Genomic DNA, 25519 nt, shown 5'->3' with positions numbered 1-25519 from the left:
CCTTCTCCTCTGCCCATGAACTATTTTGACTTTTATAAGCTACCCGAATCATTTCTCCCCGATACAGCGGCTTTAAAGCGGCAGTATTACGCTTACAGCCGGGAATACCACCCCGATTTCCACGCGAATGCTCCGGCTGAACACCAGGCCGAGATTCTCCGGCTAGCCACCCTTAACACTGATGCCTACCGTACCCTTTCTGACCCTGACTCACGCATGGCATATATCCTGCAAAGTCATGGGTTGCTGGAAGAGGGAAAGCAGGACCTTCCGTCCGATTTCCTCATGGAAATGATGGAGTTGAACGAGCAGCTGATGGAGCTGGAATTTGCGCCAGATGGCGCAACTCTGCGTCGTGTTGAAGCGGAAGTAAACACCCTTACTGAAGCCTTGGACGCTGGCATTGAGCCGGTACTTGCTGGCTATGAAACGCTTCCGGTTGATAAACAGCCGCAAGCCCTCAAGCAGGTTCGCACCTATTATCTTAAAAAGCGCTATTTGTTGCGCATTCGCGAAAGTCTGGCTAAGTTTGCACCCCGTTCCTGAGCTACCGACAGGCACGGATTTAACGCCCGGATGGCGGAACCGGTAGACGCGTCGGTCTCAAACACCGATATCGAAAGATGTGCCGGTTCGACTCCGGCTCCGGGTACTGACTAGTGCAAATCGCACGACCAAAATAAAGCCTCAAAAGCTGTAAATCTGGCAACAGATGCAGTTTTTGAGGCTTTTTTGCGTTTAGGCCAATCAGGATTTATTTATGGGTTTACCCAGACTTACTGATGCCTTTACGCCACCTCCTACGCCACCTCTTTTTCTAAGTCTTATGAAAGTTGTGTTTGAGCTGCGGCATGATAAACAGGATAAGGCGGGCACGGTGCCCGTCTACGTATCGGCTTACTTCGACGGGCTACGGCTGCGCTGCTCGACCAAGGAGCGATGCGAGCCACGTCAGTGGAATGAGAAGGAACAGGAGTTCCGGCGCTCCTTCCCGGGCTACACTTCGGCCAACCTGGGGCTAGCCGCCCTGGTGCGGCGGCTGGAAGACAAGTACCGGGAGCTGCGGGCAGCGAATATCGCGCCGACCCTGGCGCTGATGCGCGAAGCGGTGAACCCGGCAGCCGAGGTGGTGAAGGAAGAACCTACGCTGGTGGCCCGCTTTAAGGAGTTCCGGGACGTGCTGGCCGGGCGGGGGTATGCCTTTCACACGCTGCGCCACTACAAAACGGCGTGCAACCACCTGGAGACCTTTCTGGGAAAGACCCGGCGCAAGGGGCTAGTGCTGGCCGGTTATACTTCGGCGGTGCATGATGCGTACGTGAGCTACCTGCGGACGGGCTGCGGCTTATCGGCCAACGGGGTGTACACCCTACTCAAGGACTTGAAAACCTTTTTGCGGCATGCGCAGGATGAGCGAGGCCTCACGCTGGGGCTGGAACTCAAGCGGCTGGAAGTAAAGTACACCGATCAGGCCAAAACGTACCTGAACGGCGCCGACCTGGCGGCGCTGGTGGCAGTGAAGCTGCCGAAGAATTTAGAGCCGGCGCGGGACGTATTTCTGTTCTGCTGCTACACAGGCCTGCGTTATTCCGACGTGGCGGCCTTGCACGCCGGCAATCTGCATACCCTAGGAGCCGATGGCAACGGAGACCGGGTGCTGCGGCTGATCCAGACCAAGACGCGGGCGACCGTGAGCATCTACCTGAGCCGGCTGGCGGCGGAGATACTGGATAAGTATGCGACCCCGGAGCGCCAGTTTGATGGGGCCCGCCTTCTTCCGGTGCTGGCCAACCAGCCGATGAACCGGTACCTAAAGAAGATTACGCAGCTGGCAGGGCTGTCGCGCCCGGTGGAAGTGGTAAGCACGGCTGGCGGACAGGTAGTGAAAACGGCCGTGCCCTTATATGAGCTGGTGACCATGCACACAGCCCGGCACACCTTCGCGGTGCAAAGCCTGTTGCGGGGAATGCCCGTAACGGTATTGCAGCGGGTGATGGGCCACGCCAAGATTCAGAATACCATGCGCTATGCGCAGGTGGTGGAGGAGCTGCAGCACCAGGCAATGCGGGCTGCCTGGGATGGGCCGATTACTCCGCCCGGTGAAGCCGCACCAGATGGGGTTGTCTGCTCGGTGATGACCGCGGCTTAGTTCAGCTAGGATCAATACCCCGAAATTCCGGTGGCAATTACCGGCAGCAAAGGACAGGAAAAGGGTGAGCTATTTCAGCTTTAAGAAGTACGCTATCGACACCTGGCCTACGCGGTTGTAGTAAGTGGCCTTAACTATATCGTAGGGGACAATGAGCTTGGAAGAAGGCTCCAGGTCTACCAGGCCAACACTATAACCTGCCTGTACCAACAAGTTGTTGTACCGGTAGCCTACACCAGCCTGCAGGCCTGCATCCAAGCCCTTCGATTGGTTTTTTGGCCCAAGCTTGTAGGCATCCCCTGGCTCGATATCTTTTTCGCCGTGCGCCTCAAAGACTTCTTGATCTAATTCCAGCCGGACATCATAGGACGAATGACCGTTCACTAATTTCCCGACATATCCGCCGGCAAATACCTGTAGACCTTGGCCATCAGGTTTCAGGGAAAAGGCCACATTCATCGGTAAGGTCAGGTAGTTGAGCTGAGAAGTGTGTTGCGTAATCCACTGGCGGCCATCAGAGAAGGTATGGTCATCATTGATACGGTAACCTTTTTGCGCATATAACACGGAGGCTTGCAGCGCCCAGTGTTGCCACCCAACATTGGCGGTTACTCCAGCTTCTCCTCGCAAGAGGTATTCAGTCGCGTACTGCCAGTTATTGGTATACTTGCCAGTAGCTGCATTCAGGCCCACGCGGGGCCCCACGCTAACGGATACTTGCCCATACGACACACTTAGGCTAGCAATAACCAATCCTAGTAGTAGAATATATTTCATAGAAACGAAGGTAGAAGAAAGTGCAGGCAAAGTTATCTATACGTATCCGGCACCATAAAAAGTACACAACCGAACCTCCGATGTCACTAGACACAAGGGCTAGGCTACTTATTGCCAATTTTCCATTATGTGCTACGCCTGACTGCCATTCAGGGCTTGGGTTACTCGCCCGGGTGGTAGGTGTGCCGGGCGTGGGCCTTCACGTCTTCGGGATAAAACCAGGCGTCTTTGAGGCGGGAAGAGGCGTATAGCGGGGCTTGGTCGAAGTAGTGCGGGGAAGCCGGGTCGGCGCTTTGGCCGAAGTTGACGACGGACTGCGCCTTGACCCGCGGGCCCAGTTCCACGATGGCCACGTAGGTATTGCCCCCGAAGCCGTATAGGCGTTTCTGCCCGTTTTCTGGGCGCGTGCGGAAGGCAAACAAGGATCCGGCCCCGCTGGAGAATGCGCCCACCGGCAGGCTGGGCCGCGCATCGGCAAACTTTTCCTGCGTGCCGCTGCTGTGCACGCGCTGCAAGCGGTTGATTTCGCCCCAGGGAACCCAGGGCGTGCCGTAGCGCCGGGTCAGGTCGGAAGTGCCGGCGCGCAGCATGGCCACCGCCGCGCTGTCGGGCACTGGCAGCTGCAAGCCGTGCAAGTAGGGCGCGATGGTCGGGGCATAGTAGGGCACACTGGGCGGGAATTGCTTGTTTACCAGCGCGCTGAATTGCTGGCCCCAGGCGTAAGCCAACGTGGTGGCCCGGCTGCCGACGGCGGCGGCGTGGTTCCAGGCGCGCAGCGTGTCGGCTACGGCCTGCAGTTCTGCCCGCAGGACAGGATCCTGGGCGGCCTGGCGGTCGTAGGCGGCCAGCACGGGCGGCAGCCAAGCGGCGAACATCGGCAAGTGCGTGCTGCGGGCGATTTGCCAGAGGCCGGCCGGCGTGAGCGGGCCCGCCGCGGAAAGCTGCTGAACGGCCTCTACGCCCCGGAAGGTCTGCGGATCGTAGGCCAGGTATGCCGGGTAGCGTGCCGCCGACGGGCTGGCGGCGCCGGCCGCCTGGTAGGGCGTCGAGTTGCAGTTCTGCAGCCAGCCACTGGATGGGTTTACGGCGTAAACTAATTCGTCGAGCTTGTGCAGGCCTTGCCACTCGGTTTGCGGGTTGCTGCCGTCGACGGGGATCATCCAGTTGAAGGCCGGGTTGCGGCGGGGTACAGCATTGCCGTGCCAGTAGGCGATGTTGCCGCGCGCGTCGGCATACATGGTGTTGGTGAGCAGCTGGCGCTGGCGCAGCGCGGCCTCGAAGCGGGCCCGGGTGGGGGCTTTGCTCATGCACCAGGCCTGCCAGGCGTAGCCGCCAAAATCCTGGGTGGCCAAGCGGACGGCCAGCCAGCCGTTGGGCCCGCGGCGGGCCAGCACGGGTCCGTGGTGGGTGCGCCGAAAGCGGTAGACCTTGCTTTGCAGGCCCGCGGGCGTGCGGTAGCGCAGCGTGTCGGTCCAGAGCGTGGCGGCGCGGTAGCCCGGGCCGTAGCGGTACAGGGTGGAGTCGGTGGGATGGTCGAAGGTTTCCAGGTACACGTCGTCGAAGTCGGAGGCCGTGTTGGTGTGGGCCCAGGCGGTAGTAGCGGTGAAGCCCGACCAAATCCAGAACTGCCCCAGCATGGCAAAACCCGAGGCGTTGAGACCCTGCTCGCTGACCAGGTGGGCCTCGTAGCGCTGGTTGTCGCCGAAGAAGGCTACGTGCGGGTTGATGAGCAGCAGACTGTGGCCCGAGGCCGACTTGGCCGGGGCAATGGCCATGGCGTTCGAGCCGCTTGCCTGCTGGAGCTCCCAGCCTTCGGCTCCTTCCCCCGCGCCACCCATCCCGCCCAGCCCCAGCCGCCGGCGCTCGGCCAGGGTGATGCCGTGGCTGGCGCCATCGGGGCCGGCAAACAGCAGCAGGTGCCAGGGCTCGTAGTGGGTGAGCAGGCGGCGTTCGACTTGGGGGTGGGTGAGCAGGTAGTAGTTCAGGCCGGCGGCGGCCGCCTCGCAGAGCTGGCGCAGTTTGGCTGGGCCCTGGCGATACGCCTGCCGGGCTTGGGCGGCGGTTTGGTGCAGGGCCATGGCGGCGTCGCTGCCCAGCTCTTTCTCCCCATAGAGCTCGGCCAGCCGGCCCAGCTTGCGCACAGTGCTTTCCTCTAGTTGCCAGTAGTTGTCCTCGGCCTGGGCGTACAGGAGGCCAAAGGCCGCGTCGGCGTCCGTCTTCCCATAGATGTGGGGCACGCCCCACTCGTCGCGGATGATGGTCACGGCCTGGGCCTGCTTTTTCCAGGCGGCGGTTTCGGCGGTGGGCGGCGCGGGTTGTGCGGCCGCCATCCAGGGCAACAGCGCCAACAAGTAGAAAGGCTTCATTGCGGGTCGAAAAAAGTAAGTCAACAGCCCGGGCCGGGCCATTCAAACGTAGCATTTCGCCGCGTAAAATGTATCGTTAAAATCAAATATTAGGGTTTGGCTCTGATGCCAATGGTGCCACAAGGTGATGAACCATTAGTCTATTGGCCCACCGGTTTCTATCTTCAGCTAGCATTACCTGCTCTAAGGTGGCTTCAAGTACGCTTCGAGGTGCCTTGGAGTACGGGGCGAACTAGCGGGAAGCGGAACCGTTTATGGCGGCGCTTACTTCGGCGGCATCGAGGCCGGTGAAGCGGCAGAAGTCCTGCACGGTAACGAGGGAGCCGGCGGGCTTGCCGGCGGCGAGACGGGCCCGCCGCACGAGGCGCTTGGCCGCATCGTAGCTGCGGCCAGTGAGGGCGGCTACGTCTTTGGGGTAAAGGCAAATGCGCAACATGGAGTAAGGTGGGCTAAAGCGGGTTTAGTGGGGCACGGGCCTAGTATTGTCAAATTTAGTTGAAGTATTTCAGCCCAGCAACAGCGCATTAGCCTTGAACGCAGGCTGTGCGTCAGCCAATAGTGGCAAAACGGGCGCGTTCTATTCAACTAACTTTTCATTATGGCACAACAAACTGGAATCTTGGGCCTGCAGGGCACGGTGGGCGGACTCGTCTTCCGCAAGGATGGCTCCGTTTCGCAAAAGCCGGCCAGCAACAAGGCCGCATTCGCCAGCGCTCCTGGCCTGGCTCGTACCCGCGAAAATGCCGCTGAGTTTGGCCTGGCCGCCAAGTACAGCAAGGTGCTGCGCGACTCGTTGCGGGTAGCCATTTCGGCCGCCAGCGACAGTCGGGTTGCCTCGCGCCTGACCAAGGTGATGCGCGAAGTCATTGGCCTGGACGAAACGAATGAACGGGGCCAGCGCGTGTTTGATCAGTCCAACGCCGCGCCGCTGCTGGGCTTCAACTTCAACGCCGCGGCCGGCATTGGGCAGACCATGTACTTCCCCTTCGAGGTGACGGGCAACGGGGCGAACGTGACTTTGAGCATTCCCAGCCTGAACCCGGGCAGCGACATTGCCGCTCCGCAGGGCGCCACCCACTTCGAAGTGGTCTTTGCCGCGTCGGCGCTGGATATGGAGGCCTTGACTTTCCGGAATGCGGAGGTAGCCTCTCCCCTGGGCATTTTGCCCCTGAACAGCGCGGCGCTGACCAACCAGACGATGGTGGCTTCCTTCGCGGCCGTTCCGGCGGCAGCTGATCTGGTAGTGGGTGTGGTCGGCATTAACTTCTACCAGCAGGTCAGCAATAAGTACTACGCCCTCAATAACAACAGCACCAACCCGCTGGCTATTGAGTACGTGGCTTAAGGTAGAACTGAGAGGTGAGAAGTTAGAAGTAAGTGCCGTTCAACGGCCTTGCTCCACTCCTCACCTCTCTGTTTATCGGCTTCCTCCTGTCTTATTTCTACTATCTGACTTCTCACTTACATACCATGGCTCTCACTCCTTACCAGGCGCAGTTTAGGCGCCGCATGAAGCGCGCTATCCGGCAGCGGGCCTCCGCTGACAGAAAAGCTCGACGCTATACCCAGCTGCTCGCTGACGCCATTGGGGCGGCTGAGGACGCAGCCACCCAGATGAATGAGCTCAACCAGCTCTATAACGTGGATGTGAGTCGCTATACGCTGCTGACCCAGGCGCTGCACGCGGACAGCGGGCAGGAAGTACTGCTTGACCACCTGGCGCAGAGTGCTCCCGGAGAAGAGGTCGTGTTGTTTAACCCGATACCGAATGGCAACGGTGGGCAGGCGCTGCCGGCAAATCCGCTGTTTGGAGAGTAGAAACCGGGCAGGGGCTGGAAAACCAGCTGGTCTCCGTGCGAGTCCAGCTGGTTTTTTTATGCCTGTCAGTTACCCTGACCGGAGTTGTTGATGCCGGTAGTTGGAAAGCTGACGAGCTACCGGCTGCTTAATCGACCAGCAATTGGGTGACGGCCGCCGTGTTCATCGCCCAAGTGGTGGAGTACACTTCATCCGCCTCGGCGGTTTCCACCATCTGCAGGTTCTGGGCCCGGGCCTTGATTGCCAGCAGCTGGCCGATGCTCAACTTGCTCTCCAGCTTTCGCAGCAAGGTCTGCACCCCGCGCACGTTGAGATTTTGCACCAACTGACCCTGGAACGACATTTCTAACCACACAATCTCGCGCTGGGCTACATCCAACACCCCAAAAACGAGGCCCTTGGACAGGCTTTTGGTTACCCGCACCTGGTGCTGCACGCAGGAAGGGTCGTAGGCGACGCCGCTGCTGGAGATACGCATCGGGTGCTGGCTGCTCATCCAGCCCACCACCAGGTTGGGCGAAAGAGCCCCGTAGCTGTAAGCGTTGGAGGTGAAAGTGACGTACTGGGCCTGCGCCTGCTGCAGCGCTGGCAGATCCAACTCAATATATTCGGCCGTACCCACCTGGTTTGGAATAGACTGGATGTCTCCGCTGTGCTTGCAGCCCGTGGCAACCAGCTGCGAGAACGAGCATCTTTCCGTGCTACCTACGTACGACACCGTACAGCTTAAATCCATGTCCAGATGCTGGGCGGGCAGGCCCACCCCCCATTGCATAAACAGGCGCACGGAATCACCCTCGACGGGGAAGCGGGTGCCCATCAGGGCCGCGGGCAGGTCCTGCACCGTTTCGCTACGGTCGCCAATGGCGACGGGAATTTTGTAGAGGGCCGGGTCGATGTAGATGGTGCGGTGCGTGGTGGGCTGAGCAGCAAACCGCCGCTCCATAGCCAGCAGGCATAGGCTGGCAACAGCCGCCTGCATGGTTTCCAGCTCACGCTCATCGTACATATCGAGCAGGTGATTGGTGGGAATCTGCTTGCTAGCGCCGCCCAACGGTTTGACCGCGCGCTTCCCATTCTTGATAAAGTAGGTGTCGGCGTACATGTTCAGGGTGAACACCAGTCGGGCCGGCACCTGGTCAATGATCTGAGCAAATGCAGCAACGGCGGGCTCGGCCCCAAACCAAATCATGTTGGCAAACAGGGACCGGGCGAACAGCCCCGGCCGCTGCTGGAGCAGAGCAAAGGTTTGGGGCGCATCCACGCGCAGTCGAAAATGGTTGACGCGGCCCTGCCATACCGGGTAGGTTTGGTTGTAAAACAGATCCAGCATTTCGCGCAGCTTGGTGCGGCCGGCCTTCTTACTGTACTCGGCTAGGCGCAGGGCCCGGATAAAGCGCACCCACATGCCCCGCTTGGGGTGCATGATTTCGCAGAGCTGCGCCGGGCTCTGGGGCAAAGCATTAAGCCAGTCGGCCACCATGGCGGCTTCCGGACGGCTGTATTTGAGCTTTAGGTCGGCCGTGGCCTGCACCCGAGCCTGGGCGCTGCGGTCGAGCGGGGCATGGACGTGGGCGCCGTTACGCTGCTGTTTGCGAATAATGGTTTTGGGCTCGACCAGCTGCGCAAAGCCGGTTTTCTTGAACCACAGATACCGCAGGATGTCAGTGGGCGAAGTGAAGAATGCCTGGGCTTTGTCAGGCTGCCCCAGCTGAACGTAGGCGTCGATGACTGCCAGGCGGGTTTCCTTCATGGCAATGACCACGTCGGCCGGCAGGGGCAGCACGGCCAACAAGCGTTGCAGGCTGTCCTGCTGGGTAGCATCGAGGGCCGTTTTTGATTCCAGCAGGTCACGCAGGTAGCCGGCCACCTCAACATCGGTCCACAAGCCCAATTCTTTCAGCTTACTTCCCTGCCCGGTGTATTCAATGGGGGCCTGTTCGAAAGGTGTCCCGCAGAAGGGGCAGCCGTTATAGCGTTCCAGCGAGAAGGTATTGGGTGGGATGAGGTGGCCGCAGGGCAGGCGGGTGCCCTTGCCCTGAAACACATTGGTCAGCCAGGTTACCAAGTGGTCGAGGCGGCCTTCGCCCGTGGGTTTATCCCAGCCCTTCACCAGCGGTGTCCAGTTCTTATCCGTGCCGGTTACCTCGCGCAGCACGGCTAGCAGCTGGGCCTGAAACGCGGTCGTAGTATTCATCAGGGCTTGCCGCAAGGGCTCGGCTGCGGCATACCCCAGCTTCGCCAGGTTGGCTACCAGTAGAACCGTATCGGCTGCCGGGGCAGCCGTAGTGGACTCTGCCGGCAATGAGGGTACGTACACTGCCTTCTGCCGCAGCCCCACCTTGATTAATGACTCGTTCATGCGGCAGATACGAAGTATAAGTATTGATACGCGGTCTAACCTATGATTGTCAGCCCGCGGTTGAGGAGGATAGTGAAGCAGGCTGGATTCGAACCAGCGACCCTAAAGGTGTGGAAGTAAGCGCCGGTTGACCCTTTCGGGTAATTCCAGGGCTGATTTTTATGCTCTACCCCTGAGCTACTGCTTCGGAAGGACCTAATTCAGCTCGAAAGGAACACCAGAAAAAACCAGGTAATTGAGCTGCTGATTCGGGACAGGAAGAGAAGTAAGCAACTCTTGACCTGGCTTTTTCTAGGCTGTGTCCGTTTCGGTGAATAGGTCGGCAAGATAGGAGTGTTTTGCAGCATATTCCACCGCTGGAACAGCCGCGCCCCGAACTAGGCTTTCCCGCGCTGGTTGAGGGTGCGCTCGTAATCCTCGAAGCGGACTTTGACAATCGTGGAGCGGTCGGCGGAGCGCAGGATGGCCCCTTCGGCGCGGCCGGGCGCAGGCTGGCCCGGCAGAGCTGCCTGGGTATGGGGAACATGTTCCCGCAACCAGGCCAGCACGCTCTCGTGCGTGGAGGAGTCGGCCGATGCAGTGTAGGACGGCAGCGGGGGCACGGCGGGCAAGCCTACCTGGGCCAGGTAAGCAGCCAAGGCCGTTTCCGAGAGGAAGGGCTGGCCGTAGCGCATGCCGGTCGGGGTTTCGTACTCGCGCCAGGTGGATAGGTCCCGCACATCGGCCTGCAACTGGGTGGCCAAGGCAGCGTCGTCGGTGAACACGGCCACGTCGAAGACGCGAAACCCGACTTGGTCGGGTGGGCCGTACTGCTTGGAATTGCTCGTCACCTTGCCCCCGTAGAACTCGCCGAACAGGACCGTCAGCGGCGCCGGCTGGCCCGCATCGGCGCCGTGCGCCAGGCGGGGCAAGTAGCCCTGCTCGTCGGCATAGTGTGGGAAAACCAGGCGGTGCAGCCCTTCCACGATGCCCACGGCGGGGTCAAACAGCAGGTCGCCGCTGACGGTAAGCAGGTTTTCGCGGGAGCCCACCACGTACGAACCATCGGCAAAGACCAGCAGGCGGGCGCTGGTGCCGTCGATCTTCTCAGTAGCGGTTAGAGGCTGGCTGAACAGGGCTGGGGTAGTGAAGTCGGCGGTGAGGCGGCCCCGGTCGCCGAGGGCATGGAGCGTGAGGATAGAAGGATACTTGGTAAGCGTATTCAGCTGGGCCAGGGAGCGGGCCGCAGTAGTGCGGGCGTGGCTTTCGGTGGAGTGTGGCATAGGTTTATAGATTAACGGGGTGAAGCTACTGAAAAAAGCCGCCGAGTCGCGGGTGGGCCGGGCGCTCAAACAGGCAGCGAAGTTGATTGCCTGCGAGCGTCAAGGCGTACCAGGGTGAGCGTATCTAAGCTCCGCGCTAAGCCCCTGGATGCAGCCCGAAAAAGCCGCTTCCTACCTGGGGCCTATTTTTTGCGAGCATACTTTTATACCCTTGATAATCAGCGCAAAATAACACCTTACAACTAACCCAATCCCTAGGGTATGCGGCCATAAATGCGTAAATTATAGCATGTAGCGGCCTGGTAAAATGGTCGTATTTTCTTACCCTAAACCCTACTTGCATGTCCCAACAGACGCCCTTATCTACCGTGTACAATTTGCTGATCCTGGATGAAAGCGGCTCGATGGAAGTCGTGCGCGAGGCCACCATCCGGGGCTTTAATGAACTGGTACAGTCGGTGCAGGGGCTGGCCCGGGAGCTGCCCGACAAAAAGCAGGTGGTGAACCTGACCACGTTCAACGGGGCGGGCATCCGCGAGAAGCTGTTTCTGCAGGAGGCCAGCGCGCTCCACCCGCTCACGCTGGCCGACTACCGCCCGGACTCGATGACCCCGCTCCACGATGCCATTGGCCAAAGCGTAAGCAAGCTGCGCAATGTCTTGACTACAACCGGAGCAACAGACTACCAGGTGTTGGTAACTGTGCTCACGGACGGGGAAGAAAATGCCTCAAAGGAATTTACCCGGCCTGTTATCCGCCAGCTGATTGAGCAGCTCAAGGACCAGGGCTGGACGTTCACCTACATTGGGGCCAACCACGACGTGGAGCAAGCTGCCGGGGCCCTGGCTATTGACAACAAGCTGGCCTTTAACCAGAACGAGGAGGCCATGGATGTGATGTTTGCCCGGGAGCGGGTGGCCCGGCGCAGCTACAACCTGAAGTCAAAAGATGAGCTACTAGCGGGTCGGTTCAAGGCGGATTACTTTGATGATGACCAGCCGACCCGCCCCACTCCTGCCGCCGATGAGCCCCGGACGTAACCGGTTGCCGTAGATTTCAGGGACTATTTGGCGCGGGTGGACGGCCCCTTCGCCTGGTTAGGCGTGAGGGCAGGCTTAGCGGAACTGCTTGGTATGGCAAAGCAGCACCCGGCCGACAACATAGTCGTGGCCACGAGCAGCGGGCTGGTGTTGATACCAGAGGTAGGTTGCCAGCAGATTGTATTGACAAGGCTCTTTAAACTTGCCCTCATCGTCGATAATGAGGATAAGCTCTTCGGAGAGGCGAATCACGTCGACCAGGTCGCACTGCAGCAGCTCGTAGAGTTCGGCCAGCTTGAAATGGCGGCCGTTGCGCGGCGTAATGGGCTGCGGCACCGGATTGTTTGGATCAAGTAGCTTGGGTTGAAAAGTGCTAGTGGCTTTCATCAGGAATAGCGTTAATGATGACGTAGCGGCTTTCCCGCCCACCGCAGGCGCGGCGGGCGGGAAAGCCGCTAGGCTGCCTGGGTTAGCATAGCAGGCGGGGCCGCGGGCGGAGTAGGCGGAAGCCCGCCTGCGTAGTTGAGCGAAGCCGCATGCCGGGCAGCGGCTTTCTCGGTCGCAAAGCCGGTGGCGGCTGATTCCATTTGCCAGATGCCGGCGGAAACCGGGTACTGGCGGGCTACTGCCCAGGGCGTGGCCGTGGCATGCAGCAACACCGCGCGCCACGTGGTAGCGCGTAGCGCGGGGGCCAGCAGTGGCTCGGTGGCGCTGCGGTACCAGACCAGGCCGCATAGCCAAAGCTCGTGCAGCAGCTCGCCGCACTCCTCGCGGCCCAGGCCGGCACGGCGGGCCAGCTGGGAAAGGCCGATAGCCTGGCCGTGGTACTGGCGGCAGCAAGCGAGCAGCCGCAAGGCTGCGGGCTCCAGCCCGGGCAGAGCGGGCCCCGGCAGCGGGGCAGCCGGAGCGGAAGGAGACTTACGCTGCATAGCAAGGCTCATTAGCGTATGCCTGCTCCGCAGCATACAGTTCAGCCAGGTTTTCATCGCGCTGCGCGTGGTGTTGGCAACTCAGGCGCATGAGGGCAGCCTCGAGCACCTGAAACGGGCACGACCCGAACTCCACATAGGCCTGCCCACCCGACTGGGGCAGGATGACGCCATACACGGACGGGCAGTGCGGCAAAGCGCTTAGGGCTATTACAAAGGGCGCCGGCCCGGCGAGAGGCAAGCCGCGCCAAGCACGGGCGGCGAACTGCTGAAACTGGGTGATAAGCATGACCTGGATGGGTTAGGCGTGAGCCCCGGAGCACTCGCTCAAGGGGGTAGCCGAATGCTGCTCGACTACACACCTAATATGCAAAATACTTTTCACTTATACAACTACTCTGACAAACTAATTTGCTTCCAAATAGTCAATATATTCCTTATCTTAAATAATGATAAAACACAAAAACATAGCCGTGGTAGGCAGCCGCAGCATCCGGAGCTGCACGGCACTGATACAACGCTTGGTAGAACTGGAGCCGGCGCGCCTGATTAGCGGCGGAGCGACGGGCGTAGATAGCTTGGCCGCCACCTGGGCACAAGCGAACAGGGTGCCGCTGCTGGAGCTGCGGCCGGACTATGCCACCCACGGCCCTACGGCAGCCCCGCACGTGCGCAACGTCGAAATAGTGCGCCAGGCGGACCTGGTGCTGGTCGTATGGGACGGCCGCAGCAAAGGCACGCTGAGCGCCCTACGCGCCGCGCGCCGGCTGGGCAAGCCCTACGAGCTGCTGCCCCTGGACTAGGCCCGTACCGGCGGCGCCCCATGGACCCGGCCGGCCGCCTACTGCCCCGCTAAAAGCCTTGGCCTGGGGCTTGGGGGACGGCCTGAGTGCCCCAACAGACCGCGGCGAAGCCGGCCTTATGAGGGGGTAGCGGCTTTTTCGGCCGCGGAGCCCGAGGCCATGCAGAGCGAAGCGGAGCATAGTACGGGGGTTTGGGGGCCTCCCCAATGGGCTCGCCGCGAAGCGGGCCTTATCGGGTGGTGGGTAGAGGCGCGGGGTGCTGCGTGCGGTGGCTAGGTGCTGAGGCAGGCAGCAGCCGGCGCCGGGGCGGATGGATAGGTGACAGCGAACAGGCGGCGCAGGGGCTATTTTGGCCCCGGCGTGGCCTGGCAGCGGTGCGGCAGGCTATGGGCAGGGCAAGCGTCGGTTGGAGCGGTGGAAGCCAAGAGCAACGGCGCGGCGGTGGAGGCCGGGCCTGCCGTGGAGCATGAGGGGGTTGGTGGGGTGAGCGAAACGAAGGGCCGGGCGCTGACCTGGGAGCTGCTCGGTGGCGCCCTAAAGGTGGGGCCGGACAGCGTGGGGAGGGTTGCAGCATCAGGCGTTGCGGGAGAATCGGCCTAGGGTTGGAAACGGCGCGACCAGTGGAAGGAGTGCGTCAGGGCGGGAGTACAGTGCTTCCTACACAGCCCGACTCAAGCCCGTAGCAAAGTGTAGGTTTTCGGAAGCTCCTTAAAGCGTTTACCCTCTTTAAGTGCAAAAATAAACCTATTGGACTCGGCCTAACCTTTGTATAATTAGTTTGAATAAAAGTATATTTGTCAAACAAGTTTTAACAAAGCAATACCGTCATGTTTAGTAGCTCAAAAGCAGGGCATCTTACCCACATCGTTTCGGCGGCAGTGCTGGGGCAGGTTGTGAACAATGGGTTAGTACCACCGGACCCAAGCACCGTGGAGAAGTACGGTCATCTTATCATTCAGGCCCTGGTGGCCATAGTCACGATTTGGGCCACGGTGCGCAAGGCTATGCAGAAGCCGGAAACGGTGGTGAAGATGCCGGCGGACGCGTTGCCGTTGGGTACGGCTGGGGAGCTTGCCAAGGGAGCGGGCCATGGTACGGCTCAGTAATGCGCAGGCCAGCCAACAGGCAGCCCGGCTGGCCAAGGTGCACCCGATACTGCGCGCAGCCTTCGCTAAAGCGTTGCTGGCCTGGCAGCTGCAGCCCGAGCTAGCGAAGCTGGGGCGGCCCATTGTAACCACGGGTTACCGCAGTTCGGCCGAGCAGGAGGTGCTGTACGCCCAGGGGCGGACGCAGCCGGGCAAGGTAGTGACGTATAAGCGCGGGGGTGAGTCGCGGCATAACTCCGTGCCCGCGCAGGCCGTGGACGTAGCGTTTCTGCTCAGAGACGGACAGGTGAGCTGGTCGGCAAAGCTATTGGGGCGGTTTGCCCAGCTGATGAAGGCAGCCAGCTCAAAAGTGCGCTGGGGAGGCGACTGGAAAAGCTTTAAGGACCGGCCGCACTTTGAGGTGTGAGCTGGTCTTTTAGCTTTACAGCTTATATGGCACGCCGTGTCACCCTGCTTTCTTGACCTGGCATCCTCTCCTTCCCTTATGCCTTACCTGAAACAGGTCCCGCTCCTGCTACTTATTTATGTTTTCCTGGTGGGTAGCAGCACCTGCCGGGCTCAGTCGGCATCAGTAAACGAACATGGGTTCTATATACCCCGGGACTTGCCGGAGGCCAACGAGCAGCTGGACAAAGCATTGAGCGCGAAAGCAAAAGCTAAATTCAAGGGGCTTACACCAAGGGATTTTGAGCATGTAAGTGGCATCTTCCTGATTGGGGAATGGGACGATGACCCAGCCGGCACCCCCAGCCGATTTGTTCGGTACCTAAACGGCCATTTGCGACTGACTAGCGACGAGTGGGATTATTCCGAGTGGCAAGACCGTAATTATTTGGTACTGCTCTCCTATTGGCGCCACCTGAATCAGCAGCCTTTTGACATTGCGGTGGAAGCGGGCCGGATTGTCACGAAGCGAGACTCGCTGGCCCGAGAAGCAGAACGAATCCACGCAAGAAACCTCCTGGCAGACTCCATTGACGGGGTGTACATTCCCCGAAACCTGGCGGAGTGCTTTACCGAATTAGACCGTATGCTACCGGACAGCGTACGGTATCGGCTTAAGCAGGCCAACACTGACTCGGGGCTGGGTGAGTACCACATGGGCCTCGGGCGCTGGTTGCGCAACAACTGGGGCCTGTGGGGCGGCTCCCGCCTGCAAACCTACTTCGAGGGCCTGGGCATTCACCACCCAGACCACATGTCGGGAGTTATCCTGGTCCGCTACCACCATTACCTGAACGGCCAGCCTACCGAGGAAAGCACCCTGCAGGTTTACCGACAGCCAAAAGCCTCAGAAACCAAGGAGGAGCCAGTCCCTCCGCCACCTCCGCCAGTCAAAGAGAAGACCCGGCGAAAGGACTATACGAAGCCCTACAGACGGTTCCTACGCAAGCGTGCCATCGATGATTTCGACGCCACGGGCCCGGAAACATGGTAGCGTAACGTACTACCAACGCACCTTCCCCTTTCAGCGCGAAGCAACAGGCTCATCAAGGACGGCAGGCGCAGTTGGCAGCTTCCTGCTTATTGGCCTGCCTTGAAAAGCAACAACGTGGTCCCGACCAAGCTACCGGCACTTCTGACGGTCGGCGCAACAGCCTGGCATGGCTTGCAGCTGAAACTTGGCGGCGCGGTTTTCATATAGCGCCGCGTAAGCAGGATGTTCGATACAGGCAGTAATTCAAACTTCAAACGTACCCCGTTTTCAGCGAGCGGGTAAGGCTGGCTTGGAACGTGGTAATTCCCGTTATTGACGTTGTCAAGGAGAAGCTACCTGACTTCTCCACCTTTCACTATTGCCTGAGTTGCTTCCTTTGGATTTACAGCCGCTATACCACACCCTGCGGCAGCGCCGCCGGCCCGAAGACGTGGCCGACCTCCTCCTGGACATACTCCAGGACCGTTTATCGCCTCAGCAAACGGCCACGCTACGCAAAGCCGCCAACCATTCTGTGCGGCGCAGCGTGTGGCAGTATACGGCCATGCTGCAGGCTTTTCGCTCGCCCGTGGGCGCCGGCAAGCAGGTACACAAGGCAGCGGAGCTGTTTAAGCTGCCCCCCTCTCCTGCCCAGGGCTACGAGGCTCCGGAAGAAGTAGAAGCCTTTTTGCGGCAAGTGAACCCGCTGATCGGAAAGCAGCCCGGGCAAAACAACTACCGCACGGATCGGCTGGATCGGGCGGCGCGCCAAGCCGCGGGGCTGGACTTGTCGAAGCGGCAGTACAACAAGCTGTTTCGCACGGTGCGACACCTGGAAGAGAAGCTAGCCACTCTGCTGGCGGAGTGGCGCAAGCTGGAGCTAGAACAGGTAGCCAAGCACGGCTTTGCCCACCACCTGAGCTACGAGGCGTTTTCCCAAGATTTGGACAGCGCCGCCTTCATTGCCTACTACACCGCCCGCTGCAACCTGCGCAGCGAGTTTACCATCGGTGGGCAGCAGCGCCCCTACGACGAAGTGGCCGATATGCTGTTTCAGCGGTGTGCGGGGCATTCGCCTTCCAGAGCGGCACGTTGGCTTGGCGCAGCGCCGGTGCCGCCAAGCTCGACGACGAACTGGTGGGCTATTGCGCACGTGTACCCAGCTCCCACGGTACTCTCGCAGCTATCCGGTGAGCAGCAAGGTCAGCTGCTGGGCCGGTGGACAACGCTGCTGCAGGAACTCGCGGAGTACCTCCGGCAAGTATGGGCGCAGAACACCTTCCAGCGCGAATCGATGATTGTTAAACGGGGGGATGACTCCTCTACCTGGAACGCCGCGGCCGGCTCGTGGAACAAGGCCCGGGACAACTGGATGAACCTGCTCTACGCGCTGGGCATGGAGTTCGTACTGGACGACATGTGCTTTGGCAAAGCCCTGCGCCTGATGGCGGGTGACGTAGCCGCCTGGCACCGCAGCGCCGGACAGGGGCTTGACCCGAACACGCAGGTGTGGGCGGCGCTACCGCTGCCATGGGAAGTATTTGCCGGCACCGCGACGTGCACCAAGGCGCAGGTGGAAGCAGCCTGCCAACAAGCCGGGCTGAACCCGGAGAAGTCGGGATGGATAGCCCCGCGGCCGCACGGAACCGTGCCGTTCCAACCCACCCCGGAGCTGGTGCACGGAGTGAGCGTGGGCAATCCGTATCTTGCCGCGGTCTTGAAACGCCACCGGTATTTTTCTGGGAAGAACGTCCAACCGCTCCGGCCCGATTTAAACTAAGTGGACGCGTACAGGATGAGGTAGTTCAGTGGAAGAATTTCCGGCTCTCACCCGGTTGGTCGCAGGTTCGAGCCCTGCCCTCATCCCAAACTCTGGTATAGCTCAGCGGAAGAGCGCCCGGCTCTAGGACCGGGTGGACGCAGGTTCGAGCCCTGCTATCAAAGCAGTTCCTTTGCCCGTTTGATGAAGGCTGAGAGGGCAAGCAAGCCCAGCCATCGTTCCAGGGCTAGGTTAGTTAGTATGAAAGCCACTGCGTCATCGTCAGGGGCTTTTTTTATGCGCATAGCGTTGTCAGGAAAAGTATATTTATCACATTGTCGGTAGCAGCGCTTATCAAGAGGAATCTATACGCTTTTCAGCCCCCTATCATGAAGATTCTACCCCCTGATAGCATCAGCAGTGAATTGTTAAATCTTATTCATTCCGCTAATGAATACCTGGTTTTGGTTTCGCCTTATGTAAGTCTGGCCCAATGGGTACGTCTTACAGCGGCGCTCACCAGCGCACAGCGCCGGGGGGTGAAAATTAAGGCCTTTGTGCGGTACGACCCTGATAACGCTAGCAGTTGGGAAGAGCTAGAGGCAATAGGAATTAAGCCCCGCCTGATAGCCAACCTGCACGCCAAGTTTTACTTCAATGAAACGGGTGGCCTAATTTCCTCTCTGAACTTACTTAGCAGCTCGAATGCTCAATCCTTGGAAATTGGGTGCAAGCTTGATACGGAGGCTGAACTGCAGGAGCTAAAGGACTACGTTAAACGATACATCGTACCGCTGGAGCAGACTGAGCGCCCAGATGAAGACGACCTGTACCTGAGCAAGGAAAAGTTTACGGTAGTGCTGGAGAACTACTTGGGAGGCTGTACCGAAAGCCGTACGCGGGTTTTCTTCAAGAACAACGCCATCCAAATTCAATCGGTGGAAAACTCCTTCTATCTGCATTTAGACAAAGGAGCAAATCGGCTTTCACTCTCGGCAGTTGTCTCGGGTGAAGAGGCAACTGCTTTCGAGAAACTTAGGGGGCAGCACTTTACAAGTGAGCAGTTTGATATTCGCTTGGATATACGACCGTCGGGTTATTATTCTACGGTCTGTGCCGACTATAAACCTCGGCTTTCTACTACCTATCTAGATAATCTGCGGCTACCAGAAAAGAAGTCCCTGCTGGATGCGGTAGCGGCCTTCGTGCTAAACGTCCGAGATTTTAAGGATGCTGTTTATGCGCCAAAACGCGCCGAGAGAGCAGCTCAAAAAGCTGCCTACGAAGCCAGTTTAAAGGAACACCAAGCGGCTAAAAAGGCCGGGGTTGCAGCAGGCCTTACGGAGTTAGCACCTAATCAGGATAATTCCCCAGCTTAAGCCACAGGCACAATTTTCAATCGTGGTAGTCAGCTTGTCGCAGGCCGCCACTTTCTCATTTATCTAGCAATAAGATGCCCGTAATTATTGTCGAAAACGACGAGTCTGAATGGAATGATGCGACTGGGGAAAGTTACCATTTTCCGAGACGGTACCTGCAGTATTTACAGCCAGGCACACCGGTCATTTACTACAAGGGAAAACAGCGAGACAGTCGGTTTGCCCAAGTCAGACTAGATAAGAACCCTTACTACTTCGGGGTGGCAGAAGTAGGGAAGATTACGCCGGACGCCAATAGCACGAAGGGTGACCAGTTTTGTGAAATCCTTCATTACCGGAGTTTTGAGCACCCGGTACCCGCTAGTAATCCAGTCACGAAAGAAACGCTGGAGCTTATTCCAGAATCGAGGGCCAGCAACTTTTGGCGGGACGGCGTACGGCCCTGCAGCCAGGAAGTATTTGACCGAATCATTGCAGCCAGCGGGTTAGTGGTACTACCAGCGAGCGTAGTGCCGACCGAGACGAATGATGACAAGCAAGGGGCGGCAGAGGCCTACGAAACCATTGTTGAAGATGGGACGGGCCGCAAGGTCTATGGTACCCGTTACGAACGTAACCCTCGGTTGCGGGCCCGGGCCCTGCAGCTACACGGCTCTATCTGTAAAGGGTGTGGCTTTGATTTTGAAAAAGTGTATGGAGAGCATGGTCGGGGATACATCCATGTACACCATTTGAACCCAATAGCCAGTACGGGCGGCATGCTGGCAGTCAACCCACTGACGGACATGACTGTACTGTGCGCCAACTGTCATTCCATGGTGCATCGGTATCCTAAGAAGATGCTCAGTCTTCCGGAGTTGCGAGCATTGATCTTGCGTACAGCGAGTGCGTAGGACCGCACTTTAGTAGCGCCGTAACTATAGCTGGCCCTTGCTCTGTTAACCAAAGCCCATGATGTAAACACCGTCTGCCTTGTTATCCGACAAACCTCTTTGCTTGTTTTAATAGGCTGTGAACAGCGGAAGTTATTTGGTGCAGAGCGGATACGAGGCCTATCTTAAGCTAGCTCAATACTGTCTGAATTATATGCCAACAGAATCCTGCCTTACAGACATCAGCCCGCGGATTAAAAGCGAAATAGAGAAAGCAACTACCAGTATTAGGGTTGCCGTTGCGTGGTTTACCGACCGGGAGCTATTTGATGCCTTGTTGGCAAAAGCTAGTGCTGAAATAATTGTACTGGTCATTATCCGTAATGACCTTATCAACTTCAATATAACCCATAGCTTGCCTTGGCAAGAATTGTTGAATAAAGGCGCTACGCTATTCGTTGCCGCTGACCATCCCGCCTTGCACCATAAGTTCTGCCTTGTCGACAATTCAGTATTGATTTCAGGATCTTATAACTGGACGTACGGGGCGCAGCGCAACCGAGAGAATATACTGCTCTGCCAGGAGCCTGAACTGATACGGGTGTTTCGTCAGGAGTTTGAGGTACTGCTTGAGCAAGGGCGAGAAGTAATCAATGTGGCAGAATCCGTAGCTGCTTTCCCACCCACTTCTGGTACTGTCATTGAGCAGCAAGTCAAAATCGAACTACAGTTACGGGAGCAAGCAAAAGCAGAATCAAAGCAGGTAGGTCTTTATGAGCAATTAGTTAAAGCTGCTGACGCAGCTTATTGCCAAAAGGAATATAACGATGCTACGAACTATGCCCGACAAGCTCTGAGTATTCAACCTACTGGTGCCGAAGCTCATTTAGCACTTGCAAGTGTGTACTACCGCACAGGCAAGCTACAAGAAGCTGTTGATGCCGGGTATAAAGCCGAGGGGCTAGGGCTGCGCAATGTTGACGTATGGAACGTAGTAGGCTTAGCGCTTAGTGGTCTGAAAAACTACAAGGAGGCGATTAGCTATTTTGACCGTAGCATTCAGCAAGAGCCAAGCGTCTCTACATGGTACTTCAACAAATGTCGTGCTTTAGACGATTGGGGCCGTGAAAGTCTAGGGGATAAAGTAGCTACTGAAGTTATCCAAATTGCCAGTAACCAGATAAAACTTCACCGTGCCGGCAGCGATGATATGCGGCTAATACGGGCCTATGTTGAACGAGCAGGCATGCGCTCAAATCGTTTGGAAGCACGTAAGGACGCACAAGCTGCGAAAGAAGTGTTTGAGCGATTATCAACTGATGTTCGTGATTTGCACGACTTAGATGATATAACACAAATCCTCCTCCGCTAAGGCTGCTAGGCAATCAAATGCAATGAGCAACCTGATGAGTGTTTGCGGATGCAACTGCAATCGTATGACACGGGGCAGGTACTCGATTTCGGGCATAGCATCTGATTAAGCTTACCGGTATAGACCAGTTGGTGGTAGGTAATGAGCGCAAAGCTTGGGCACGCTTAAATGCGTCCACTGCACAAGACTATAGCAGTGGCATAGGCCCCAGCGAAGGCGCTACAGACTTTGCACAAGGGCTCAACAAGTTTGCACATAAGCAAGCTATTTTGACACAGCAGGCTCACATTTGCTAATTTTTTTGACATTATATAAACTAATTTTATTAGCAATACCGTATAATTGCCATAACAAGCAAACAAGCAGCTTATGGCAAACGTGATTTTACTAGGTGAAGTGGCTCCGGGACAGGCGCCTATTCCCTTTCTTGGAACGCTGCTCTCGTGCGGCTTCCCTTCGCCGGCAGCAGATTATGAATCGGAACTGGTGGACCTGAACCGGCTGATGCTGCGGCACCCGGACGCGTCGTTTCTGGCGCGGGCCATGGGCAACAGCATGACCGGCGCGGGCATCCACGACGGGGACGTGCTGGCCATTGACCGAAGCATGCGCGCCCAGGACGGAGACATTGTGGTGGCCTGCGTGGCGGGGGAGCATACGGTGAAGCGCCTGCAGAAATACCCGAACCGGGTGGAGCTGGTAGCTGAAAACTCGGACTACCAACCCATAGTCGTGCGCAATGCCGACGACTTACACATCTGGGGCGTGGTGGTGGCCGTGCTGCACCCACTGGTGGGGGAAGGCCGCCGGGGCCTGAGCTACGTGCGCCCGGTTAGCTAGACGCCCGAGCCATTCTCTGCCGTGCCTGCCCTGGTGCATCTCCTCTTCTCTTTTCCATCTACTCCTACCCTACTCCGTTATGTTCGGCCTGGTCGACTGCAACAACTTTTACGCCTCCTGCGAGCGGGTCTTTCGGCCGGAGCTGGAAGGGCGGCCGGTGGTGGTGCTCAGCAACAACGACGGGTGCATTGTGGCCCGCTCCCAGGAAGCCAAGGCGCTGGGGCTGAAAATGGGCGAGCCCTACTTCCAGGTGAAGGAGCTGATCCGGCAGCACGGGGTGGTAGCCTGCTCCTCGAACTACGAGCTGTACGGGGACATGAGCCGGCGCGTGATGTGGTACCTGCAGCAGGTGGCGCCGGCCGTGGAGGTGTATTCGGTAGATGAGGCCTTCCTGGATTTGGCGGGCATGACCCGGCACTTTGACCTTGGCCGCTGGGCGGGCGAGGTACGCGGGCAAGTGCGGCAGCGGACGGGCATACCGGTGTGCGTGGGCGTGGCCCCCACCAAAACCCTGGCCAAGGTGGCTAACCGCGTAGCCAAGCAGGATATGGTGGCAGGCTGCGGGCCGGGCGTGCTGCTGCTGGAGGATGAGGCCCAGCGCCGGGAGGTACTGGCGCGCGTGGCCATAGAGGACGTGTGGGGCGTGGGCCACCGCTCGGCGGCAAAGCTGCACGCCGTGGGGGTGCGCACGGCCGCGGAGCTGGCGGGCGTAGGGGACGCCTGGGCGCGCAAAAACCTGGGCGGGGTGGTGGGCGCCCGGCTGCTGCACGAGCTGCGGGGCTTTCCGTGCTCGAGCGTGGTGGTGGAAGACGAGGCGCGCAAGTCGATGGCCTGCACCCGCTCGTTTGGGCAGACATTGACGGAGCTGCCCGACATAGCCGGCGCAGTGGCCAGCCACGCGGCGCGGGCCGGGGAGAAGCTGCGGCAGCAAGGCCTGGCGGCCCGGCTGCTCACCGTGTTTGTGGAGACGAGCCGGTTTGCCCAGCTGCCTCCCCCCTACTCGTTATCGGCGCAGCTGACCTTACCGGTGGCCACGGACGACACACTGGTGCTGGCGGCGTGGGCACGGCGGGGGCTGGAGCGCATTTGGCGGCCGGGGCGGCGCTACGTGAAGGCAGGCGTGGTGCTAGATGGACTGGAGCGGGCCGGCGCAAACCGGCAGGGGTCGTTGTTTGAGGACCCCTGCCGGTTTGCGCCGGCACGGGCGGAGCTCATGCGGGCCATGGATGCGTTGAACACGCGCTACGGAAAGGGAATGGTGCGGGTAGGCTCGATGGTGGCTGCTCCTGGGCGGGGCGAAGCGTGGGCCATGCGGCGGGACGTGAAAAGCCCCGCGTTTACGACGAAGTGGAAAGAATTGTGGGGCGTGCGGTGCTGAGCCGCAGGACGCCCGAAGCTAGGAGAAACCAGTCATGGCTAATGCACGACTATTAATGGAGGCCCGCATTGTGGGCGCGGTAGGCGGCCGCAGCATCAAGCTGCTGCGCCCCGGCAAGGAGCCCTGGAGCTTAGCGCTGCCGGCGTGCCTTGACCGGGGAGCAGTTACGCCTGCTTTAGTGGACTACGTGACGGTTCAGTACCTGGTGGATCTGCCGGCGGAAAGCGTGCGGTTGGGCTGGGAGACAGTGTATGCGCTGGTGCGAACGGCGCTAGAGGAGTCGTTTAATGGGGATGATTCCCCTCCTATCCATCCTTGTTTCATCTAGCACAACAAGTTGTACCGGGTTTAACTTTCCATTCTTGGGAGTTACTAACTTTCGGTATAGAAAAGGCTCGCCTAGGAATACTATGTCTAGAGAGGTATAGCTAAGAAACCGTTGAAAGAGCACTTAGTAAACGTGCTTGTAGAGCTTGCTCATGGTCAGGAAGTATTTCCCCAAAGCCACTTGCAGAGTAGTTCTCAGAAAAAGCAGCGGTTAGGACGATGGGCAAACGGTGAGCTGATATCGTTATGAATGTTTCGGCACCTGCCAACTTACTTTTGACTGAGTAATCTAAGCGGTTATCCAACGGATCTGAGGCCGGATGTCGGAGTGAATCTGGATAGAATAGATGGGTGTAAGGTGTACCACGCCTTAAGGCGTAACTCACGAGCTGATACATGTCCGCTTGGGCAACACTGCTGGCTTCAATAGAGCCACTGTCAATAGGCAGGAGCTTGTATTTGGTATCTACTACGATGGGATAATCCTGGTGCTTTTTGCTGGGCTTAGCTCTTAGCAATAGGTCGTGTCGGAGTTGAAAAAGCTTTTGGGGCTTCTTGGTGTCATTGGGTGTAACCTCAGCCAGATACAAGTCGCGGGTTTGAGAGCGAACTTGAAACTGGGTAGCTAGATGTGTGCGTACGAAGCCCTCTATAAAGTCTTCAAAGAGAACTTCTGTTGGTAGCAGAATAGCAAACACCCGGACATCTGGAGTATGACTAGCCAAAGGACCATTATCAGCTAAGAAAAGACGGCAATAATCGAGTACGACCCTGAAGTCATCGAATAAAGGCGAGAGCTGCACCTGGTCGCAATCGGCAAGGGTAGCTGTCTGATCAGCTACCTCATCGAGTTGGAAGTGAATTTCCTGGAGTAGGTGCCGGGTATGGTCCTGGGTAGTTCGATTGAGTAGTTGGCTTGTTACGTATCGGAGTATTCGGTTGAAGCGGTTATCCGGCTGGAAGGAATCGTAGGTACAGGGTAGATAGTGCCCGCGCCCAGTACCGAAATACCTTGCATACGCCGTAAAATTTACCTGCCCACGCAATGTGTTCAAATCTTCACTAACCTCTTGGTAGTATTGGTAGTGGGCGCGGCTAAGCAACTCGTGCGTGTACTGCGCGAAAAGCAGGATAAGTACTTCATACAAGCTAGTAGGCACTGCCTCGAAGCTTGCCAGTGCTCGGGGAAAACGCAACTTATGCGAGTAACGCAACCACCAGAAAAGGTGCGCGTGCATTGCTTGCAAACTAAGCTCACTTGGCTCGGTGGTAGCAGGTGCGCTGCCAGGCCAGAACACCTTCGGCAACAGGTGTAGGGTATGCCCGTTAATCTGAATTTGGCCCACGTAATTCCGGGCGCTAATTGTGCCATCCTCACCATGGAAGCGCAGGAAGCGCTGCTTGGTTGAGCCATCATCATTAGGGGCACGCCAAAAAGGAACCCGTGGACGGTTAACCCACAGCTGCTGCAAATGAGCTTGCAGGTCTGAAGCTGAAATGCCGTACTCAGCTAAGGTAGCGAGTGGAAGACGGGTGCGGTATTCGTATAGGTAGAAGTCCATG

The 25519-nt window shown here is 58.4% G+C and carries 25 protein-coding genes and 3 tRNA genes; 18 read left to right on the top strand and 10 right to left on the bottom strand.

Features of this window, described 5'->3' with window-relative positions:
* Positions 1 to 15: 15 nt before the first annotated feature.
* The 3 genes from HER32_RS16900 (at position 16) to HER32_RS16890 (ending at position 2149) form a co-directional block, all read left to right on the top strand.
* Positions 16 to 546 (top strand): iron-sulfur cluster co-chaperone HscB C-terminal domain-containing protein, encoded by a 531-nt coding sequence (locus HER32_RS16900; RefSeq protein ID WP_168682723.1) that lies wholly within the window; start codon positions 16 to 18, stop codon positions 544 to 546.
* Between the two features lie 24 nt (positions 547 to 570).
* Positions 571 to 652, top strand: a tRNA-Leu gene (locus HER32_RS16895).
* A 174-nt stretch (positions 653 to 826) separates the two neighbouring features.
* Positions 827 to 2149, top strand: coding sequence for a site-specific integrase (locus HER32_RS16890; protein WP_168682722.1), 1323 nt, complete (start codon positions 827 to 829; stop codon positions 2147 to 2149).
* Positions 2150 to 2218: 69 nt separating this feature from the next.
* Here HER32_RS16890 and HER32_RS16885 read toward each other — a convergent pair whose 3' ends face one another.
* The 3 genes from HER32_RS16885 to HER32_RS16875 all read right to left on the bottom strand — a co-directional run bounded on the left by HER32_RS16885 (position 2219) and on the right by HER32_RS16875 (position 5728).
* Positions 2219 to 2926, bottom strand: a complete 708-nt coding sequence (locus tag HER32_RS16885) for a porin family protein (protein ID WP_168682721.1) — start codon at positions 2924 to 2926, stop codon at positions 2219 to 2221.
* A gap of 161 nt (positions 2927 to 3087) precedes the next feature.
* Positions 3088 to 5292 (bottom strand): penicillin acylase family protein, encoded by a 2205-nt coding sequence (locus HER32_RS16880; protein ID WP_168682720.1) that lies wholly within the window; start codon positions 5290 to 5292, stop codon positions 3088 to 3090.
* 232 nt (positions 5293 to 5524) lie between these two features.
* Positions 5525 to 5728: a hypothetical protein gene (locus HER32_RS16875; protein WP_168682719.1), complete on the bottom strand. Its 204-nt coding sequence runs from the start codon at positions 5726 to 5728 to the stop codon at positions 5525 to 5527.
* Positions 5729 to 5890: 162 nt separating this feature from the next.
* Between HER32_RS16875 and HER32_RS16870 the strand changes: the two genes are divergently transcribed.
* Both HER32_RS16870 and HER32_RS16865 read left to right on the top strand, forming a co-directional pair.
* Positions 5891 to 6637 (top strand): hypothetical protein, encoded by a 747-nt coding sequence (locus HER32_RS16870; RefSeq protein WP_168682718.1) that lies wholly within the window; start codon positions 5891 to 5893, stop codon positions 6635 to 6637.
* 125 nt (positions 6638 to 6762) lie between these two features.
* Positions 6763 to 7110, top strand: a complete 348-nt coding sequence (locus tag HER32_RS16865) for a hypothetical protein (protein ID WP_168682717.1) — start codon at positions 6763 to 6765, stop codon at positions 7108 to 7110.
* A gap of 127 nt (positions 7111 to 7237) precedes the next feature.
* Here the strand turns inward: HER32_RS16865 and HER32_RS16860 are convergent, their stop codons facing one another.
* From HER32_RS16860 to HER32_RS16850, 3 genes are all read right to left on the bottom strand, one after another.
* Complete coding sequence (locus tag HER32_RS16860; RefSeq protein WP_168682716.1) at positions 7238 to 9472, bottom strand: hypothetical protein; 2235 nt, start codon at positions 9470 to 9472, stop codon at positions 7238 to 7240.
* Between the two features lie 73 nt (positions 9473 to 9545).
* Positions 9546 to 9659 (bottom strand) — tRNA-OTHER (locus HER32_RS16855).
* Between the two features lie 190 nt (positions 9660 to 9849).
* Positions 9850 to 10734 carry an RNA ligase family protein gene (locus tag HER32_RS16850; protein ID WP_168682715.1) on the bottom strand — a complete coding sequence of 295 codons (885 nt, stop codon included), beginning with the start codon at positions 10732 to 10734 and terminating at the stop codon, positions 9850 to 9852.
* 341 nt (positions 10735 to 11075) lie between these two features.
* Here HER32_RS16850 and HER32_RS16845 point away from each other — a divergent pair, with 341 nt between their 5' ends.
* Positions 11076 to 11774, top strand: a complete 699-nt coding sequence (locus tag HER32_RS16845) for a vWA domain-containing protein (protein ID WP_168682714.1) — start codon at positions 11076 to 11078, stop codon at positions 11772 to 11774.
* A gap of 75 nt (positions 11775 to 11849) precedes the next feature.
* Here HER32_RS16845 and HER32_RS16840 read toward each other — a convergent pair whose 3' ends face one another.
* The 3 genes from HER32_RS16840 to HER32_RS16830 all read right to left on the bottom strand — a co-directional run bounded on the left by HER32_RS16840 (position 11850) and on the right by HER32_RS16830 (position 12992).
* Entirely contained in the window at positions 11850 to 12161 is a 312-nt protein-coding gene (locus HER32_RS16840; protein ID WP_168682713.1) for a DUF3846 domain-containing protein, read from the bottom strand.
* 68 nt (positions 12162 to 12229) lie between these two features.
* The gene (locus HER32_RS16835) at positions 12230 to 12703 is read right to left on the bottom strand and encodes a hypothetical protein (protein ID WP_168682712.1); all 474 of its coding nucleotides are present in this window, start codon (positions 12701 to 12703) and stop codon (positions 12230 to 12232) included.
* Positions 12693 to 12992, bottom strand: coding sequence for a hypothetical protein (locus HER32_RS16830; RefSeq protein ID WP_168682711.1), 300 nt, complete (start codon positions 12990 to 12992; stop codon positions 12693 to 12695). The genes HER32_RS16835 and HER32_RS16830 overlap by 11 nt, the downstream gene beginning before the upstream one ends.
* A gap of 160 nt (positions 12993 to 13152) precedes the next feature.
* Between HER32_RS16830 and HER32_RS16825 the strand changes: the two genes are divergently transcribed.
* The 12 genes from HER32_RS16825 (at position 13153) to HER32_RS16770 (ending at position 23957) form a co-directional block, all read left to right on the top strand.
* Positions 13153 to 13506, top strand: coding sequence for an SLOG family protein (locus tag HER32_RS16825; RefSeq protein WP_168682710.1), 354 nt, complete (start codon positions 13153 to 13155; stop codon positions 13504 to 13506).
* Positions 13507 to 14333: 827 nt separating this feature from the next.
* Positions 14334 to 14612 carry a hypothetical protein gene (locus HER32_RS16820; protein ID WP_168682709.1) on the top strand — a complete coding sequence of 93 codons (279 nt, stop codon included), beginning with the start codon at positions 14334 to 14336 and terminating at the stop codon, positions 14610 to 14612.
* The gene (locus HER32_RS16815) at positions 14596 to 15018 is read left to right on the top strand and encodes a M15 family metallopeptidase (protein ID WP_168682708.1); all 423 of its coding nucleotides are present in this window, start codon (positions 14596 to 14598) and stop codon (positions 15016 to 15018) included. Before HER32_RS16820 ends, HER32_RS16815 begins: the two co-directional genes overlap by 17 nt.
* Positions 15019 to 15096: 78 nt before the next feature.
* Positions 15097 to 16050 (top strand): DUF6794 domain-containing protein, encoded by a 954-nt coding sequence (locus HER32_RS16810; RefSeq protein ID WP_168682707.1) that lies wholly within the window; start codon positions 15097 to 15099, stop codon positions 16048 to 16050.
* A gap of 376 nt (positions 16051 to 16426) precedes the next feature.
* Positions 16427 to 17809: a hypothetical protein gene (locus tag HER32_RS16805; RefSeq protein WP_168682706.1), complete on the top strand. Its 1383-nt coding sequence runs from the start codon at positions 16427 to 16429 to the stop codon at positions 17807 to 17809.
* Between the two features lie 14 nt (positions 17810 to 17823).
* A tRNA-Glu gene (locus tag HER32_RS16800) sits at positions 17824 to 17895 on the top strand.
* A 282-nt stretch (positions 17896 to 18177) separates the two neighbouring features.
* The gene (locus HER32_RS16795; RefSeq protein ID WP_168682705.1) at positions 18178 to 19167 is read left to right on the top strand and encodes a phospholipase D-like domain-containing protein; all 990 of its coding nucleotides are present in this window, start codon (positions 18178 to 18180) and stop codon (positions 19165 to 19167) included.
* A 74-nt stretch (positions 19168 to 19241) separates the two neighbouring features.
* Positions 19242 to 20060, top strand: a complete 819-nt coding sequence (locus HER32_RS16790; protein ID WP_168682704.1) for an HNH endonuclease — start codon at positions 19242 to 19244, stop codon at positions 20058 to 20060.
* A gap of 193 nt (positions 20061 to 20253) precedes the next feature.
* Positions 20254 to 21411: a phospholipase D-like domain-containing protein gene (locus HER32_RS16785; RefSeq protein WP_168682703.1), complete on the top strand. Its 1158-nt coding sequence runs from the start codon at positions 20254 to 20256 to the stop codon at positions 21409 to 21411.
* Between the two features lie 369 nt (positions 21412 to 21780).
* Complete coding sequence (locus HER32_RS16780; protein WP_168682702.1) at positions 21781 to 22251, top strand: LexA family protein; 471 nt, start codon at positions 21781 to 21783, stop codon at positions 22249 to 22251.
* A 79-nt stretch (positions 22252 to 22330) separates the two neighbouring features.
* Positions 22331 to 23629 carry a Y-family DNA polymerase gene (locus HER32_RS16775; RefSeq protein ID WP_168682701.1) on the top strand — a complete coding sequence of 433 codons (1299 nt, stop codon included), beginning with the start codon at positions 22331 to 22333 and terminating at the stop codon, positions 23627 to 23629.
* 34 nt (positions 23630 to 23663) lie between these two features.
* A complete protein-coding gene (locus HER32_RS16770) occupies positions 23664 to 23957 on the top strand; it encodes a hypothetical protein (RefSeq protein WP_168682700.1) in 294 nt (97 codons plus the stop codon).
* 100 nt (positions 23958 to 24057) lie between these two features.
* Here the strand turns inward: HER32_RS16770 and HER32_RS16765 are convergent, their stop codons facing one another.
* Positions 24058 to 25518 carry an McrC family protein gene (locus tag HER32_RS16765; protein ID WP_168682699.1) on the bottom strand — a complete coding sequence of 487 codons (1461 nt, stop codon included), beginning with the start codon at positions 25516 to 25518 and terminating at the stop codon, positions 24058 to 24060.
* Position 25519 lies beyond the last annotated feature (1 nt).

Origin of the sequence: Hymenobacter sp. BT18 (assembly GCF_012273015.1) — a bacterium.
GTDB classification, from domain to species: domain Bacteria; phylum Bacteroidota; class Bacteroidia; order Cytophagales; family Hymenobacteraceae; genus Hymenobacter; species Hymenobacter lutimineralis.
The sequence above is the reverse complement of the archived record's forward strand: the minus strand, read 5'-3'. Positions and strand labels throughout refer to the sequence as shown.